This is a genomic window from Microbacterium sp. che218, assembly GCF_040436305.1.
Classification (GTDB): Bacteria; Actinomycetota; Actinomycetes; order Actinomycetales; family Microbacteriaceae; genus Microbacterium; species Microbacterium algihabitans.
On record NZ_AP031501.1, the window covers coordinates 2,849,720 to 2,864,659 of the forward strand.

Genomic DNA, 14,940 nt, shown 5'->3' on the forward strand with positions numbered 1-14,940 from the left:
AAGGTCCCTGAGCACGTCGGAGGTCCCTGAGCTTGTCGAAGGGGCCGGCGGTGCGCGGGTGCCGGTGGCTTCGACAGGCTCAGCCACCTGCATTCGCGGGACTCACGCGCCGTTGACCTCGGCGATCGCGCCGCGGGCGCCGCGCTCGGCCAGCGACGCGCGCGCCGCCAGGTAGGCGTCGCGCAGGCGCGGGTTCTGCCCGAGGTCGCCGAAGACCGGTGCGTAATCGAGCAGGGCCGCGGGATCGTCCGCGACGATCGCGCGCAGCTCGTCGAGACGGCTGTCGACCGCGGGGGTCTCCTCGCCCGACTCGGTCCGCCCCTCGAGGAAGACGCTCCAACCCGCGAGCACGAGGGCCGCGTGGTCGATGCGTCCGCCCGAGGCGAGCTGCTCGCGCACGACGGGCAGCAGGAACTTCGGCAGGCGGTCCGAGCCGTCGACGACCTGACGCGCAAGGGTGTCGCGGATCGCCTCGCTGCCGAAACGGGCGATGAGCTGGTCGCAGTACGCGTCGAGGTCGATCCCCGGGACCGCACGCAGCGTCGGGATCGCCTCCTCGTGCATGTAGCCCTGCAGGAAGTCGATGAACAGCGGGTCGGTGCACACCTCGTGCACGTAGTGCGCGCCCGAGAGGATGCCGAGGTAACTCATCGCCTGGTGCGAGGCGTTGAGCAGGCGCAGCTTCATCAGCTCGTAGGGCTCGACGTCGTCGACGAGCTGCACCCCGACCTCGTCGAACGGCGGACGGCCGGCGGGGAAGGCGTCTTCGAGCACCCACTGCTCGAACGACTCGCTGCGCACCGGCCAGCGGTCGCGGATGCCGAACTCCGAGGCGATCGCGTCGCGCGTCTCGTCGGTGGTCACGGGGGTGATGCGGTCGACCATCGAGTTCGGGAACGACACGTTCTCGGCGATCCAGCCCGACAGCGCGGCGTCGCGCCGCTCTGCGAAACCGAGCAGGGCGGCGCGGGCGACGTGTCCGTTGCGCTGGATGTTGTCGCACGACATGACGGCGAAGGCGGGGATGCCGGCATCCCGGCGTCGGCGCAGAGCCTCGGTGAGCAGGCCCATGACGCTGCGCGGAGGGGTCGCTCCGTCGAGGTCGGCCAGGGTCGCTTCGTCGCGCGGGGCGTAGTCGCCGGTGGCATCGTCGATGCCGTACCCGCCCTCGGTGATGGTGAGCGAGACGATCGCGGTGTCGGGGTCGGCGAGCTTGGCGACGACCGCCTCGGGGTCGTCGGGCACGAAGAGGTACTCGACGATCGAGCCCACGACGCGCGCCGCGGAGGTGCCGTCGGGGGCGGTGGTGACGAGCGTGTAGAGGTCGTCTTGCGCGGCGAGCGCATCGCGCATGGCCGCGTCGAACGACAGGACCCCGACTCCGCACAGACCCCACTCGGTGTGGCCGGCTTCGAGCAGGCGGTCGAGGTACATGGCCTCGTGCGCCCGGTGGAAGCCGCCCACACCGAAGTGCACGATGCGCGAGCGCACGGCCGACCTGTCGTACGTCGGAACGGAGACGTTCGCCGCGAGGGAGGGGAGGGCGGCGGCGGTGAGGTCGGTCATGCGGGGCTCCGTGGTTCGTGGAGAGAGGGGCGGGTGGACCTGGCGGTGGGCGAGCCCGGTGGCTGAGCCTGTCGAAGCCCCCGGGCGGGAGGGGGCAGGTGGCCCCGGCCCTTCGACAGGCTCAGGGACCTGCGTTGCGCGAGCCTCCGGGCTCAGGGACCTTGCGTTGCGCGAGCCCGGTGGCTGAGCCTGTCGAAGCCTCCGGGCGGGAGGGGGGAGGTGGTCCCGGTCCCTTCGACAAGCTCAGGGACCTGCGTTGCGCGAGCCTCCGGGCTCAGGAACTTGACGGTGGGCGAGCCCGGTGGCTGAGCCTGTCGAAGCCCCCGGGCGGGAGGGGGCAGGTGGTCCCGGCCCTTCGACAGGCTCAGGGACCTTGCGTTGCGCGAGCCTCCGGGCTCAGGGACCTTGCGTTGCGCGAGCCCGGTGGCTGAGCCTGTCGAAGCCCCGGGCGGGAGGGGCGGATGCCGGGACCCCGCGCAACGGCGAGTTCCCGGCATCCGGTGTCGATCAGCAGGACGACTTGTACACCGCGTCCTTGCCGTCGGTGTCGATGTTGTCCTTCGTCAGGATCGTGAAGCCGGTCTGGATCTTGGCTTCGGTGGGCTCGCCCTTGAGGGCGGCGATGGCCTGCTGCACGCCGTCCTGGCCGATGGTGGCGGGCTCCTGTGCGACGAGGGCCTGCACGGTGCCGGCTTCGAGGGCCTTGACCTGGGCGGGGCCCGCGTCGAAGCCGACGATCGTGACCTGACCCTGCTTGCCGGCCTGCTGCACACCCGTGGCGGAACCCTCGGCGGCGAACAGGTTGGCGGCGAAGATACCCACGATGTCGGGGTCCTTCTGCAGAGCCGCGGTGACGATCTCGGCGGCGGTGGAGGGCTCGTTGTGCGAGTACTGCACGCCCACGGAGCTGAACTTGCTGTCCTTAGCGACGGCGTCTTCGAAGCCCTGGGCACGCGCGTCGGTCGTCGACACACCCGGGTCGGTCGAGACGACGAGCACCTTGCCGCCGTTGGGGTTGGCCTTCTGGATCGCCTCGAACGCGGCTGCGCCGCCGCCTTCGTTGTCGGACGAGATCTGCGAGACCGCACCCGAGGGGTCCTCGAGGGTGGTGTCGACGAGGACGACCTTGATGCCGGCGGCCTCGGCCGCCGCGATGGGCGCCTGCATGGCCGACACATCGGTCGGCGCGATCAGCAGAGCATCGGGCTTGGAGGCGACGACGGCGTCGACGATGGGCTTCTGCAGGGTCGGGTCGAACTTCTCGGGACCCTGCGTGGTGACGGTGGCGCCCTCTTTTTCTGCCTCGGCCTGGATGCCGCACTGCATGGAGATGTAGAACTCATCTCCGGCGACGCCCTGCACGAACGCGATCTTGTAGCCGCCGTCGGATCCGCCGGACGCGCCGCCGGAGGCCGAGCCGCCCGAGCAGCCCGCGAGGGTGAGGGTCGCCGCCACACCGAAGACCGCCAGCGCGGTCGCCTTGTTGTTCCACTTCATTGTGATCACCGTTCTTGTTTCGAGTACTGCTGTCGGGTTGGTAAGGGATGGAGAGGGAATGGATGCCGCCGCGGCTCAGCCGCGCCGACCTCCGCTGAGGAATTTGCGCCAGAGGCCCTGGGAGTTGCCGCGGGTGGCGGCGGTGCGGCGCACCTGGTCGACGTAGACCGCCGTGATCAGCACCGCGCCCACCGCGACCTGCTGCCAGAAGGGCTGCACGCCGGTGATGACGAAGCCGTTCTGCAGCACCGCGGGGATGAACAGGCCCACGACGGTGCCCATGATCGTGCCGACGCCGCCGAAGAGCGAGGTGCCTCCGATCACGACGGCCGCGATGACGTTCAGGTTGGTCTGCGACTGCCCCGCGATCGCGGTGGTCGAGAACTGCGAGAGCGAGAGGATGCCGCCGAGCCCGGCAAGGGCACCGGAGATCGTGTAGATCTTGATCAGCTGGGCGTCGACCTTCACACCGACCCGGCGGGCGGCGATCTCACTCGATCCGACGGCCAGCGTGTAAAGGCCGAACTTCGTGTAGTGCAGCACGATCGCGCCGATCACGACGACCACGAGGGCGATGACGCTGATGATCGGGACGGTGCCGAAGACGTTGCCGTAGCCGATCGAGACGGTCAGCACGGTGGGCACGTCGCGCACGTCGACGCCGCCGGTGAGGATCTGCGCGAGACCGAGCGCCATGCCGAGCGAGCCCAGCGTGACGATCAGCGGCGGGATCTTCGCCTTGGCGATGAGGAAGCCGTTCAGAAGCCCCCAGCACACGCCGCTCAAGACGGCGACGATGATGCCGACGGTGGCGACCCCCCAGCCTTCGCCGCCGAGGGCGCGCATCGTCAGCGCCGACACGACGCCGGAGAAGACGAGGACGGAGCCGACCGAGAGGTCGATGCCGGCCGTGATGATCACGTAGGTCATGCCGACCGCGAGCACCGCGAGGATCGACGCGTTCTGGATGATGAGGCGGAAGTTCGACCACTGCGCGAACGACTCGGGCGCGATGATGCTGAAGACGATGATGATCGCCAGCAGCACCAGCAGGATCTGGAAGGCCTGCGTCCGCAGGATGGCGCGGACGGGGTGGACCTTCTGGTTGTCATCGAACGTGCCGATGGCGACGGTCTCGGTGGGAGGAGTCTTGGTGCTCACTTCTGGTCGTCCTTCGTGACGGCGCCGGTCATGAGTCCGACGAGCTCTTCCATGGAGGTGTCTTTGGCGTTGATGTTCGCGACGCGGGTGCCCAGGCGGAGCACTTGGATGCGGTCGCTGACGTCGATGACGTGTGGCATCGAGTGCGAGATGAAGACCACGGCGATGCCCTTGTCGCGCACGCGCCGGATGGTCTCGAGCACGTTCTTGGTCTGACGCACGCCGAGCGCAGCGGTCGGTTCGTCGAGGAACACCACTCGCGAGGCCCAGTGCACGGCACGCGCGATCGCGATGGCCTGGCGCTGACCGCCCGACATCTCACCGACGGGGGAGGTGAGGCTGCGGACGGTGGCGCCGAGTTCGTCGAACGCGTCGCGGGAGGCCTTCGCCATGTCCTTGGTCTTCATGAAGCCGAGCGCGCCGGCGAGGCCGGGGCGGCGGATCTCGCGACCGAGGTACATGTTCTGCACCGGGTCGAGGTGAGGGGCGAGCGCGAGGTCCTGGTAGACCGTCTCGATGCCGAGGCCGGATGCGACCTGGGGGTTCGACATGTCGATGGGCTTGCCGTCGAAGAGGATCTCGCCCTCATCGATCGCGAGGTTGCCCGAGAGGGCCTTCACGAGGGTCGATTTGCCGGCGCCGTTGTCGCCGATGAGGGCGGTGACCTCTCCGGGGTAGACCTCGAAGTCGACGTTGTGCAGGGCGCGGACGGACCCGAACTGCCGCGAGAGACCCCGCGCCTGCAGCACGGGCGTGGCCGTGGTGGTGCTCATGAAGAAGCTCCTTCGTGGTGGCCGACGCCGCCGGCGGCGGCGTCGGAGACGGTGACGACGAGGTCGGCGCGCTCGCGCCCGCGCTCGACGACGAGGGCGTTGCGCTCGTCGACCTCGCGGACCCAGGCGACGGCTTCGTCGTAGGGGTGGTCGTGGGAGAGGCGGCGCGCGACGAGGCGCTCCCGGCGCGCGTGCGAGTCGATGTCGAGGAACCACACCTCGTCGAGGCGGGAGGCGACGGCATCCCATCCGAACTCGTCGTGGAGCAGGTAGTTGCCCTCGGTGATAACGAGCGGGACTCCCGCGGGGACGAGCACCGCCGAGCCGATCGACTCCTCGAGGGTGCGGTCGAAGCGCGGGGCGTAGACCTCGTGTCCGGCGCGGATGCGATCGAGCAGGGCGATGTAGCCCTCGACGTCGAAGGTGTCGGGAGCGCCCTTGCGGTCGCGGCGACCGAGGCGCACGAGCTCGTCGTTGGCCAGGTGGAAGCCGTCCATGCCCACGAGCACCGCGTCGTCGCCGAGGGCCGCGAGCAGGGCGTCGCTCACGGTCGACTTGCCCGCGCCGGGGGTGCCGGCCACGCCCAGGATGCGTCGCTCACCCGGCGCCGCGAGCTGCCGTGCACGGGCGACGAGGTCGTCGAGGTGCACGGTCGCGGCGGCGGTCGTCGCGTCGTTCTCCGAGGTGTGGGTCACAGCGGTGTGGTCCTTCCAGGCGACGCACCACGGCGGAGTGCTGCGTCGATGAAGCGGGTCCGGCGGGGGTGTCCACCGGTCGAACTCCGGTTACGGTAAGCCCACCGTGACACCGGTGTCAAGGTCCGTGATCAATTCGTCATGACACCGAAGTCATCCGCGTGATTCTGTGGTTATCATGGGCCCCGACGACACTGCCGTCGTCCTCGACTCCCGGACCCGCGAAAGAGCCCACCCATGACCGAATTCACCGACCGCGCCATCCTCGTCACCGGAGCCGGTGGCGGCATCGGCGGGGCGACCGTTCGTCACCTCGTCGCCGCCGGCGCGACGGTCCTCGCCGCCGGCCGCGACGCCGACAGCGTCGCTGCGATCAGCGCCGAGACCGGCGCCGAGCCCGTCGTGTTCGACCTCGAATCCGAAGACGAGATCCGCGCGGCCATCGAGGGTCGCGACATCTACGGCGTCGTCAACTGCGGCGGCTGGGGCGGCGAGATCGCGACCCCGATGGACACCGACATCGACGTCTTCGACAAGGTCATGCGCATCAACGCCCGCGGCTCGCTTCTGGTCACCAAGTACGCCTCGCGCGAGATGATCCGCGTCGGCAAGGGCGGGGCGATCGTCAACGTCTCGAGCCAGGCGAGCCTCGTCGCCCTCTCGGGTCACATCTCGTACGGATCGTCGAAGGCCGCCCTCGACAACATCACGCGGGTCTCCGCCCTCGAGCTCGGCGGCTACGGCATCCGCGTCAACAGCGTGAACCCCACGGTCGTCATGACCCCGATGTCGGCTTGGTACTGGGGGCGTCCCGACATCGAGGGCCCCTTCCTCGAGGCCATGCCGCTGCACAAGTGGGCCACCGAAGACGACATCGCGGCCCCGATCGTGTTCCTTCTCGGCGACGGCGCGGGAATGATCTCGGGCGTCTCGCTCCCCATCGACGGCGGCTACTCCAGCCGCTGATCCCGGATGCCGTGAGGCGGCGCCGCGGTGGGCGGCGCCGTCTCGTGGTGAGGTGTTCCCGAGGCGAGGGCTCCGGTCCCTTCGACAGGCTCAGGGACCTGGGCGGTACGCGGGTTCCGGTCCCTTCGACACGCTCAGGGACCTGGGTGAGGCTCAGGGACCTGGGCCGGGCCTCCGACCACGCGAAAGGTGGCTGAGCCTGTCGAAGCCACCGGCCACTCAGTCGCCGAAGATGCGCCGCAGGTAGGCGTTGCGGAAGACGCCGCGCGGGTCGGCCTCGCGGGCGACCGCGTCGAAATCGTGCGCGCGCGCCAGCGTCGCGAGGATCCGCTCGCCGGGCATGGTGAACGCCTTGCCCCAGTGCGGCCGCGCGTCGAACGGCGCGAGGGCGGACTCGATGTGCGGAAGGGCCGACAGCACCCCCGCGGTGTCGTTGCGCCACGTGAAGTGGATCGCGAGGACGTCGCGCTGAAAGGCGGGGCTCAGCCACAGCTCGTCGGCGGCGACCGTGCGCAGCTCGGTCACCAGGAGGTGCTCGGCGAAGCCCGGGGCGATCTCGCGCACGGCCGCGAGGGCCTCGGTCGCCGAGGTCAGCGGAACGAAGTACTCCGACTGGATCTCGTCGCCGTCGCTGGGGAGAGCGTCGGCGCGGAAGTGCGGCAGGCGCGTGTGCCACGGGCCGGAGGTTCCGCGCGGCGTCGTGTTGTCGACGGTGCGGATGCTGCCGAGGTGGATCTCGTCGCCGGCGGCGGTGCCGCCGAGCTCTTCGACCCAGGTCGGCGAGCCCGTGTCGCTCTTGGCCCAGACCAGGTCGTGCGCGGGGTCTCCCCAGGTCGTGAAGATGCTGACGCTGCGTGAGCCGCCGAGCACGGCGATCGGGTCGGCGATGATGTCGGCCCAGGCGACCCCGGTGTACGCCTGCTGCGTGACGGAGTAGGTCGGCTCGGTGCGCAGCTCGAGGGCGGTCACCACGCCCAGGGCGCCGATGCTGAGGGCGGCGGCGCCGAACCACGGGTGGGTGTCGTCGATGCGGTGCGTGCGGCCCTCGGCATCCATCAGCTCGACGCCCGTCACGGCGCTCGAGAGATTGCCGTTGCGGACCCCCGAACCGTGGGTGCCGGTCGCCGTCGCGCCGGCCACGGAGATGTGGGGGAGTGAACCGAGGTTGTGCAGCGCCCGACCCTCGGCTTCGAGCACGGGAGCCAGCTGGGCGAAGGTCAGGAGCCCCTCGACGCGCACCCGGTCGCCGGAGATGTCGATGCGCGTGGGCATCTTCTCGAGCGACACGAGGGTGGCCTCGCTGTCGGCGACGTCGTTGAACGTGTGGCGGGTCGCCTGCACGCGGAGATGATCGGCGGATGCCACGACCTCGGCCAGATCGTCGGGCCCGGTGGGCAGCAGCACCTCGCGGGCACGGTACTGGTGGTTGCCCGACCAGGTGGCTCCGGCGGAACGTGTCTCGATCATCGGTTCTCCTCGCGTCGTCGCTCACCCATCCTGCCCCGGACCTCCGACGTCGGGGCCCGGGCGGAGGGTTTCGGGATGTGTTCCGCGCTCAGCGGGCCGGGAAGAGCGCGGCCTCGAACACGGCCTCGGCCGCGCCAACCAGCAGACGGTTCTCGCCGAGCGCGGCGGCGGCCAGTCGCAGACCCTCCGCGCACGCGGGGATGGTCTGCGCGCGCACCGCGGCGTCGAGACCGGGCAGGTCGAGGTCGCCGAGGATGGCGAGGAACCCGCCCAGCACGATGACCGCGGGGTTCATCACGTTCGCGGCGTTGGCGAGGGCGGTGGCGAGGATCCGGCGCTGTCGATCGGTCTCCGCCCGCACCGCTGCATCGTTGCTGCGGGTGAGCGCCGCCGCGAGGGTCGCGTCGTCGGCGCCGTCGATGCCGAGCGCGCGCAGCAGCAGCGATCGGCTGACCTCGTCTTCGAGCACCCCCTCGGGCGCGCGACGGTCGTCGGGATCGGCGATGCCGGGTCTGTTCTGCCCGAACTCCCCGGCGTAGCCGCCCGCCCCGCCCAGCGGCATCCCCCCGACGATCACCGCCCCGCCGATACCGCTCGCACCGCCGTTGAGGTAGACGACGTCGTGCGCGCCGCGTGCGGCTCCGAACAGGTGCTCGGCCACGGCACCCAGCGCCGCGTCGTTGGCGACGTGGGTGGGCAGGCCCGTGGCACCCGTCATCAGACCGGCCAGGGCGGCGTCGATCCACCCGAGGTGCGGGGCTTCGCGTACAAGCCCGTCGGAGGCGCGCACCGGACCGGGGACGGCGACCCCCACGCCGATGAGACGGGAGTCGGCGAGCGGCCCGCGGCGCCAGGAATCGAGGCGGATGCCGACGAGCTCGGCCGTGCGCTCGGGCGTGAGCAGCGTCGACTGATCGAGGCGTTCGCGCGCGACGATCGACCCGTCCAGGGCGACCGCTCCGATGTCGAGCGCGTCGACCTCGGGGTTCACGGCGATCGCGACGACGCGCGGGTCGGGCTCGACGATGGGGGAGGGGCGGCCGACCCGGCCCTGCGCCTCGGATGCCCGCTCGACGACGAGTCCCGCGCGCTGCAATTCGCCCACGAGGTCGGCGATGGTCGAGCGGTTCAGGCCCGTCGCCTCGGTCAGCGCGGCGCGCGAGCGCGGTCCCTCACGGTGCACGGTGCGCAGCACGAGGGCCAGATTGGCGCGGCGCATGCCATCGCCCCGGCTTCCCGCGGTGACCATCCGACCACTGTGCCACGGCGGGAGCGATTCCCACCCCGACCACAACCGCCTGGTGCCAGGATCGGAGCATGGACCTTTCCGGCATCCCCATCACGACCATCCGCGGCGAGCAGACGACCTTCGGCGAGCTGACCGACGGCAAGGCCGCCCTCGTGGTGAACGTCGCCTCGCGATGCGGTCTCGCCCCGCAGTACGAGGCACTCGAGGCACTGCACAAGAAGTACGCCGACCGCGGTTTCACGGTGATCGGCTTCCCCAGCAACCAGTTCCTGCAGGAGCTCAGCGACGAGGACAAGATCGCCGAGTACTGCTCCGCGACGTGGGGCGTGACATTCCCGATGTCGGAGAAGGTGAAGATCAACGGACGCAGCGCCCACCCCCTGTACAAGGAACTCACGACGACTCCGGATGCCGAGGGCAAGACCGGCCGCATCTCGTGGAACTTCGAGAAGTTCGTCGTCGCCCCCGACGGTCGGGTGACCCGCTTCAGCCCGCGGACGCTGCCCGACGCCCCCGAGGTCGTCGCCGCGATCGAGGACGCGCTCCCGGCCTGATCCCCCCTGCGGGGGAGGCGGCACGGAACGCCTCGTCGGTACCGTGACGACATGGCTCCCCCCCGATCCCGACAGATCGTCCGCCGTGAACCCGATTGCTCTCGGCATCGTCTTCGGCTTGCCCGTGGGCGCCGCAGCGGGAGTGTTCGGCTTCGACAATCTCGCACTCGGCGTGTTGCTGGGTGCGGCTGTGGGCCTGACGATCGGCGTCGCCGCCGACACGATCCGGCGGAGACGCTCGCGCCGCTGACCCACGCCCGTGATGTCGGGGGTGTGCCCTAACCTGAGCGGCATCCGACCCTCTGAGGAGTTGCCGTGGCCGATGCCCTCGTTCTCGTCTCCGGCGGCGCCGCCGTCACCCCGTTCACCGACACCGACCGGGGTGCCGCTTCGGGGCTCGCGGCAGGCAACACGCTCACCGCCCTCCGCGAGCACTACCGTGCGGCCGGGCGACAGGTGTTCACCGCTCCCGCCCGCATCGGCGCGGGGACGGTCGAGGCGGATGCCGGGTGGCAGGGCTTCGGCGACGTCCCGGTCGTGCTGCCCGCCGAGCTGACCATCAACGCCGTCGGCGCGGTCGATGGCGCGGGCGTGGCGCTCGCCGCATTCCTCCGCTGGCTCTCCGCCGAGTACGCCGTCTCGAGTGTCGATCTCGTCGCGCACTCCATGGGCGGTCTGTTCTCGCGGGCCGCGATCCGGGAGCTGGCCGGGGTGGGCCCGCGGGTGGATCACCTCGTGACCCTCGGCACGCCCTGGGACGGCGCGGTCCTCGGCGACGCCGTCGCGGGCGACATCACCGATGCCGACGCGCACGGCGACCCGGCCACCACGACGATCCTCGATCAGGCGCGGGCCTATGCCGCCGCGAACTCCCAAGGGGCCGCCGAGCAGGTGTCGCGGCGGTTCCTGCGCACCTGGAACGAGGCGCAGGCCGGAGTGCTCGACGACGTCGCGGTCACGGCGATCGGGGCGGGGTACTTCGCCGCCGCCACCGAGCCCACGCAGCTCTGGCCGCACGACGGGCTCGTGTCCCTGCGCAGCGGTCGCGCCGACGACGTGCCCGCGGCCGTCGTTCCCCGCGTCGATCGGCATTCCTTTCCCGACCACGTGCACAGCATCTTCTTCGCCGACGGGTTCGGCCTGCCGTGGGAGCGCGCGCTGACGTGGGATCCGCGGGTCTTCGACGTGGTCGACGCCGCTCTTCGGCGGTGATCCGAGCGTGACTCAGTTCGTCTGCGCGACGTATTCGTACGCCAGATCGCTTACCGCGGCGATGTGTTCGAAGTCGCGATCGGCGCTGAGGACGGTCGCGTCGTTCGCGATGGCGTACGCCGCGATCAGGATGTCGACGGTGCCCGCGGCACGCACGAGGCCGGCGTTCCAGAGTGCGGACTGGATGCCGACGGCGAGCGTCTCGTCCGGTGCCCGTTCGAGAGGGAATCCCAGCGAGATCTGCTCGAGGTAGTGCGCGTGCTCCTCGGGCGAGCGGGCGCTGTGGCAGAACTCCACCACCTGCGGCGGGCACGTCACGAACAGGTCGGAAGGGGATCGGGCGATGCGTTCCAGGCGGTCGCGAATGGCCGGGTCGCCTGAGGCCAAGCGCGCCCAGACCGAGTTGTCGACGAGGTAGTCCGTCACGACGTCCGAGCGACAGGCGAATCGAGCCCGGCCTCGAGGTCTGTCAGTCCGGCGATTCCGGCGATCATCGCGTCCTTCTGCTTGGAAGCGATGAGACGGCGGAGGGCGAGGTCGAGGACCGCGCGATTCGAGGGTTCTCCGGTGAGGATCCGCGCGCGTTCGATGAGTCGTGGGTCGAGGTCGACACTGGTGAGTGCCATGGGAAGCCCCCTTCGCTATATATCCCAGTATATGTCGGCCGAAGCGGTGAGAGGGGGTGGACGCCGCGGCATCCGGGATATATGTTGTGATCACCAACAAACCCGCTGTGCGCCACCGCGCGCTCGTGCGTCCATGCGAAGGAGCAGGAATGCCCACCCCCACCCGCGACGACAAGTTCTCGTTCGGTCTCTGGACCGTCGGCTACAACGGCACCGACCCCTTCGGCGGCCCCACGCGTGAGCCCCTCGACGTCGTCCACGCCGTCGAGAAGCTCGCCGAGCTCGGCGCCTACGGCCTGACCTTCCACGACGACGACCTCTTCGCCTTCGGCTCCACCGACGCCGAGCGTCAGAAGCAGATCGACCGCCTCAAGGGCGCGATGAACGACACCGGCATCATCACGCCGATGGTGACCACCAACCTCTTCTCGGCCCCCGTCTTCAAGGACGGCGGCTTCACCTCGAACGACCGTCAGGTGCGTCGTTTCGCGCTGCGCAAGGTGCTGCGCAACCTCGACCTCGCCGCCGAGCTCGGCGCCAAGACCTTCGTCATGTGGGGCGGCCGCGAGGGCGCCGAGTACGACTCCGCGAAGGACATCCGCCAGGCGCTCGAGCGCTACCGCGAGGCCGTCAACCTGCTCGGCGACTACGTCACCGACAAGGGCTACGACATCCGCTTCGCCATCGAGCCCAAGCCCAACGAGCCCCGCGGCGACATCCTGCTGCCGACGCTCGGCCACGCGATCGCGTTCATCGACTCGCTCGAGCGCCCCGAGCTCGTGGGCCTGAACCCCGAGGTCGGCCACGAGCAGATGGCGGGTCTGAACTTCGCCGCCGGCATCGCCCAGGCGCTGTACCACGGCAAGCTCTTCCACATCGACCTCAACGGTCAGCGCGGCATCAAGTACGACCAGGACCTCGTCTTCGGTCACGGCGACCTGCACAACGCATTCGCCCTCGTCGACCTGCTCGAGAACGGCGGCCCCGGCGGCGTGCCCGCCTACGACGGCCCCCGACACTTCGACTACAAGCCCTCGCGCACCGAAGACGAGACCGGCGTCTGGGACTCGGTCTCGGCCAACATGAACACCTACCTGCTGCTCAAGGAGCGCGCCGCGGCCTTCCGCGCCGACCCCGAGGTGCAGGAGGCGCTCGAGGCCGCCAAGGTCGCCGAGCTCTCGCAGCCCACGCTGAACGAGGGCGAGACCTACGACGACTTCCTCGCCGACCGCTCGGCCTACGAGGACTTCGACACCGACGCGTACCTCGGCGGCAAGGGCTTCGGCTTCGTGCGCCTGCAGCAGCTCGCCACCGAGCACCTGCTCGGCGCGCGCTGAGTCGGAAGGGGTCCGGATGCCACGGCATCCGGGCCCTCTTTCCGTCGAGTGTCCAAGACATGCCGCAACGCGCTCGTGCGAGACGGCGTGTCGTGGACACTGAACGGGATGCCGCACTGCTGCGGCGAGAGCAAGAGGAGTGAGCATGGCGCTCGTCATGGGAGTCGACTCGTCGACGCAGTCGTGCAAGGTCGTCGTCGTCGACGCCGAGACGGGGAAGGTCGTGCGCGAGGGGCGCGCGTCGCATCCCGCCGGCACGTCGGTCGATCCCGAGGCCTGGTGGAGCGCGCTGCAGGATGCCATCGCCCAGGCCGGCGGTCTCGACGACGTCGCCGCGGTGTCGATCGCGGGGCAGCAGCACGGCATGGTCGTGCTCGACGCCGAGGGTGCGGTGATCCGCGACGCCCTGCTCTGGAACGACACCCGGTCGGCGCAGGCCGCGCGCGACCTCATCGACGAGGTGGGCGCCGAGGCCTACGCCGAGCGGATGGGAGTCGTGCCGGTTGCCTCCTTCACCGCCACCAAGCTCCGCTGGTTGCGCGACGCCGAGCCCGACAACGCCGCCCGCGTCGCCGCCGTCGCCCTGCCCCACGACTGGCTCACCTGGCGCCTGCGCGGGTTCGGTCCCGGCACCGCCGTGCTCGAGGAGCTCGTCACCGACCGCTCCGACGCCTCGGGCACGGCCTACTGGGGCGCCGACGGCTATGACCTCGACCTGTTGCGCCGTGCCCTCGGACACGATGCCGTGCTGCCGCGCGTGCTCGGCCCGTGGGAGAGCGCCGGGACGCTGCCCGGCGGCGCCCTCGTCGGCCCCGGCGCGGGAGACAACGCGGGAGCGGCCCTCGGCCTCGGTGCGGGCGTGGGCGACGTCGTCGTCTCGCTCGGCACCTCCGGCACGGTGTTCGCCGTCGCCGACGCGCCCACCCGCGACACGACGGGCACGGTCGCCGGCTTCGCCGACGCCACCGGACGCTTCCTGCCGCTCGTGGCGACCCTCAACGCAGCCCGCGTGCTCGACGCCTTCGCGGGACTGCTCGGGGTCTCGCACGACGAGCTGGGCGCCCTGGCCCTGGAGGCCGAGCCCGGTGCCGGCGGCGTGGTGCTCGTGCCGTGGTTCGAAGGCGAACGCACGCCCAACCTCCCGCACGCGCAAGCGTCGCTGACCGGCCTGACCCTGGCATCCACCACCCGCCCGTCCCTCGCGCGGGCCGCGATCGAGGGCATGTTGAGCGGTCTCGCCGTCGGCCTCGAGGCGATCCAGGCGCAGGGCGTCGAGGTGCGCCGCGTGCTGCTCATCGGCGGTGCCGCGGCGAACGAGGGTGTGGCCCGCATCGCCGCGCAGGTGTTCGACGCCGAGATCGTCGTTCCGGCCGCGGGGGAGTACGTCGCGCTGGGCGCGGCGCGCCAGGCGGCCGGGGTGCTCGCAGGCGCTCCCGTCGACTGGACCGTCGCGACGACGCGTGCCGTGGCACCCGACCACCGCCCGGAGATCCGCGAGCGGTACGACGTCGTCGCGGCTCTGCGCGCGACGGAGTAGTGACACAGCGCAGTCATAGGCCAAAGTAGAGGCGGGTCCGTCGGCGTCTTGTAAGGGGGACGTCGGCGGACTCTCTGCGGGAGCGCTCCCTGTCAACCTTCTCGCGGACGGGCCGCGCCGGATGCAGCGTCGGCGTATGACGTGCATCCGCCTCCACGCCCCCTCGTTCGACCGCGAGATCGAGATCGATCTCGCCGCCGACGTCCACGACGATCTCCTCGAGGCCGAGGGCATGACCTGGGTGCGCGACGGAGACAGCGGGGGGATCCCGCGGTACGTACCCGCGGCATCGGGCTGATC

Annotated in this window: 16 protein-coding genes; 7 read left to right on the forward strand and 9 right to left on the reverse strand. The window is 70.6% G+C overall.

The window, feature by feature from the left end; all coding sequences use genetic code 11:
* Window positions 1–102 precede the first annotated feature (102 nt).
* The 5 genes from ABXS86_RS13355 to ABXS86_RS13375 form a co-directional block, all read right to left on the reverse strand.
* Complete coding sequence (locus ABXS86_RS13355; protein ID WP_353664799.1) at window positions 103–1,566, reverse strand: mannitol dehydrogenase family protein; 1,464 nt, start codon at window positions 1,564–1,566, stop codon at window positions 103–105.
* 507 nt (window positions 1,567–2,073) lie between these two features.
* Entirely contained in the window at window positions 2,074–3,063 is a 990-nt protein-coding gene (locus ABXS86_RS13360) for an ABC transporter substrate-binding protein (RefSeq protein WP_353664800.1), read from the reverse strand.
* A 75-nt stretch (window positions 3,064–3,138) separates the two neighbouring features.
* Window positions 3,139–4,224, reverse strand: a complete 1,086-nt coding sequence (locus tag ABXS86_RS13365; RefSeq protein WP_251508558.1) for an ABC transporter permease — start codon at window positions 4,222–4,224, stop codon at window positions 3,139–3,141.
* Window positions 4,221–4,997, reverse strand: a complete 777-nt coding sequence (locus ABXS86_RS13370) for an ATP-binding cassette domain-containing protein (RefSeq protein ID WP_144832155.1) — start codon at window positions 4,995–4,997, stop codon at window positions 4,221–4,223. Before ABXS86_RS13370 ends, ABXS86_RS13365 begins: the two co-directional genes overlap by 4 nt.
* Window positions 4,994–5,692 carry a nucleoside/nucleotide kinase family protein gene (locus ABXS86_RS13375; RefSeq protein WP_353664801.1) on the reverse strand — a complete coding sequence of 233 codons (699 nt, stop codon included), beginning with the start codon at window positions 5,690–5,692 and terminating at the stop codon, window positions 4,994–4,996. Before ABXS86_RS13375 ends, ABXS86_RS13370 begins: the two co-directional genes overlap by 4 nt.
* A gap of 237 nt (window positions 5,693–5,929) precedes the next feature.
* On the opposite strand from ABXS86_RS13375, the gene ABXS86_RS13380 reads away from it, so the two are divergent.
* Window positions 5,930–6,658: an SDR family oxidoreductase gene (locus ABXS86_RS13380; RefSeq protein WP_353664802.1), complete on the forward strand. Its 729-nt coding sequence runs from the start codon at window positions 5,930–5,932 to the stop codon at window positions 6,656–6,658.
* Between the two features lie 219 nt (window positions 6,659–6,877).
* On the opposite strand, the gene ABXS86_RS13385 is transcribed toward ABXS86_RS13380, so the two are convergent.
* Window positions 6,878–8,125, reverse strand: coding sequence for a D-arabinono-1,4-lactone oxidase (locus ABXS86_RS13385; protein WP_353664803.1), 1,248 nt, complete (start codon window positions 8,123–8,125; stop codon window positions 6,878–6,880).
* Window positions 8,126–8,213: 88 nt separating this feature from the next.
* Window positions 8,214–9,374: an ROK family transcriptional regulator gene (locus tag ABXS86_RS13390; protein ID WP_353664804.1), complete on the reverse strand. Its 1,161-nt coding sequence runs from the start codon at window positions 9,372–9,374 to the stop codon at window positions 8,214–8,216.
* 68 nt (window positions 9,375–9,442) lie between these two features.
* Here ABXS86_RS13390 and ABXS86_RS13395 point away from each other — a divergent pair, with 68 nt between their 5' ends.
* From ABXS86_RS13395 to ABXS86_RS13405, 3 genes are all read left to right on the forward strand, one after another.
* Complete coding sequence (locus tag ABXS86_RS13395; protein ID WP_056224130.1) at window positions 9,443–9,928, forward strand: glutathione peroxidase; 486 nt, start codon at window positions 9,443–9,445, stop codon at window positions 9,926–9,928.
* Window positions 9,929–10,013: 85 nt separating this feature from the next.
* Window positions 10,014–10,178 (forward strand): hypothetical protein, encoded by a 165-nt coding sequence (locus ABXS86_RS13400; RefSeq protein ID WP_353664805.1) that lies wholly within the window; start codon window positions 10,014–10,016, stop codon window positions 10,176–10,178.
* A 65-nt stretch (window positions 10,179–10,243) separates the two neighbouring features.
* Window positions 10,244–11,140, forward strand: coding sequence for a lipase family alpha/beta hydrolase (locus tag ABXS86_RS13405; RefSeq protein ID WP_353664806.1), 897 nt, complete (start codon window positions 10,244–10,246; stop codon window positions 11,138–11,140).
* A gap of 12 nt (window positions 11,141–11,152) precedes the next feature.
* Here the strand turns inward: ABXS86_RS13405 and ABXS86_RS13410 are convergent, their stop codons facing one another.
* Both ABXS86_RS13410 and ABXS86_RS13415 read right to left on the reverse strand, forming a co-directional pair.
* Window positions 11,153–11,566: a PIN domain-containing protein gene (locus ABXS86_RS13410; RefSeq protein ID WP_307213841.1), complete on the reverse strand. Its 414-nt coding sequence runs from the start codon at window positions 11,564–11,566 to the stop codon at window positions 11,153–11,155.
* Window positions 11,563–11,766 (reverse strand): type II toxin-antitoxin system VapB family antitoxin, encoded by a 204-nt coding sequence (locus ABXS86_RS13415; RefSeq protein WP_307213839.1) that lies wholly within the window; start codon window positions 11,764–11,766, stop codon window positions 11,563–11,565. Before ABXS86_RS13415 ends, ABXS86_RS13410 begins: the two co-directional genes overlap by 4 nt.
* A 149-nt stretch (window positions 11,767–11,915) precedes the next feature.
* On the opposite strand from ABXS86_RS13415, the gene xylA reads away from it, so the two are divergent.
* The 3 genes from xylA to ABXS86_RS13430 all read left to right on the forward strand — a co-directional run bounded on the left by xylA (window position 11,916) and on the right by ABXS86_RS13430 (window position 14,938).
* Complete coding sequence (gene xylA / locus ABXS86_RS13420) at window positions 11,916–13,103, forward strand: xylose isomerase (RefSeq protein WP_353664807.1); 1,188 nt, start codon at window positions 11,916–11,918, stop codon at window positions 13,101–13,103.
* A 145-nt stretch (window positions 13,104–13,248) separates the two neighbouring features.
* Window positions 13,249–14,640: a xylulokinase gene (gene xylB / locus ABXS86_RS13425; protein WP_353664808.1), complete on the forward strand. Its 1,392-nt coding sequence runs from the start codon at window positions 13,249–13,251 to the stop codon at window positions 14,638–14,640.
* Between the two features lie 136 nt (window positions 14,641–14,776).
* Window positions 14,777–14,938: a hypothetical protein gene (locus tag ABXS86_RS13430; protein ID WP_353664809.1), complete on the forward strand. Its 162-nt coding sequence runs from the start codon at window positions 14,777–14,779 to the stop codon at window positions 14,936–14,938.
* Window positions 14,939–14,940 lie beyond the last annotated feature (2 nt).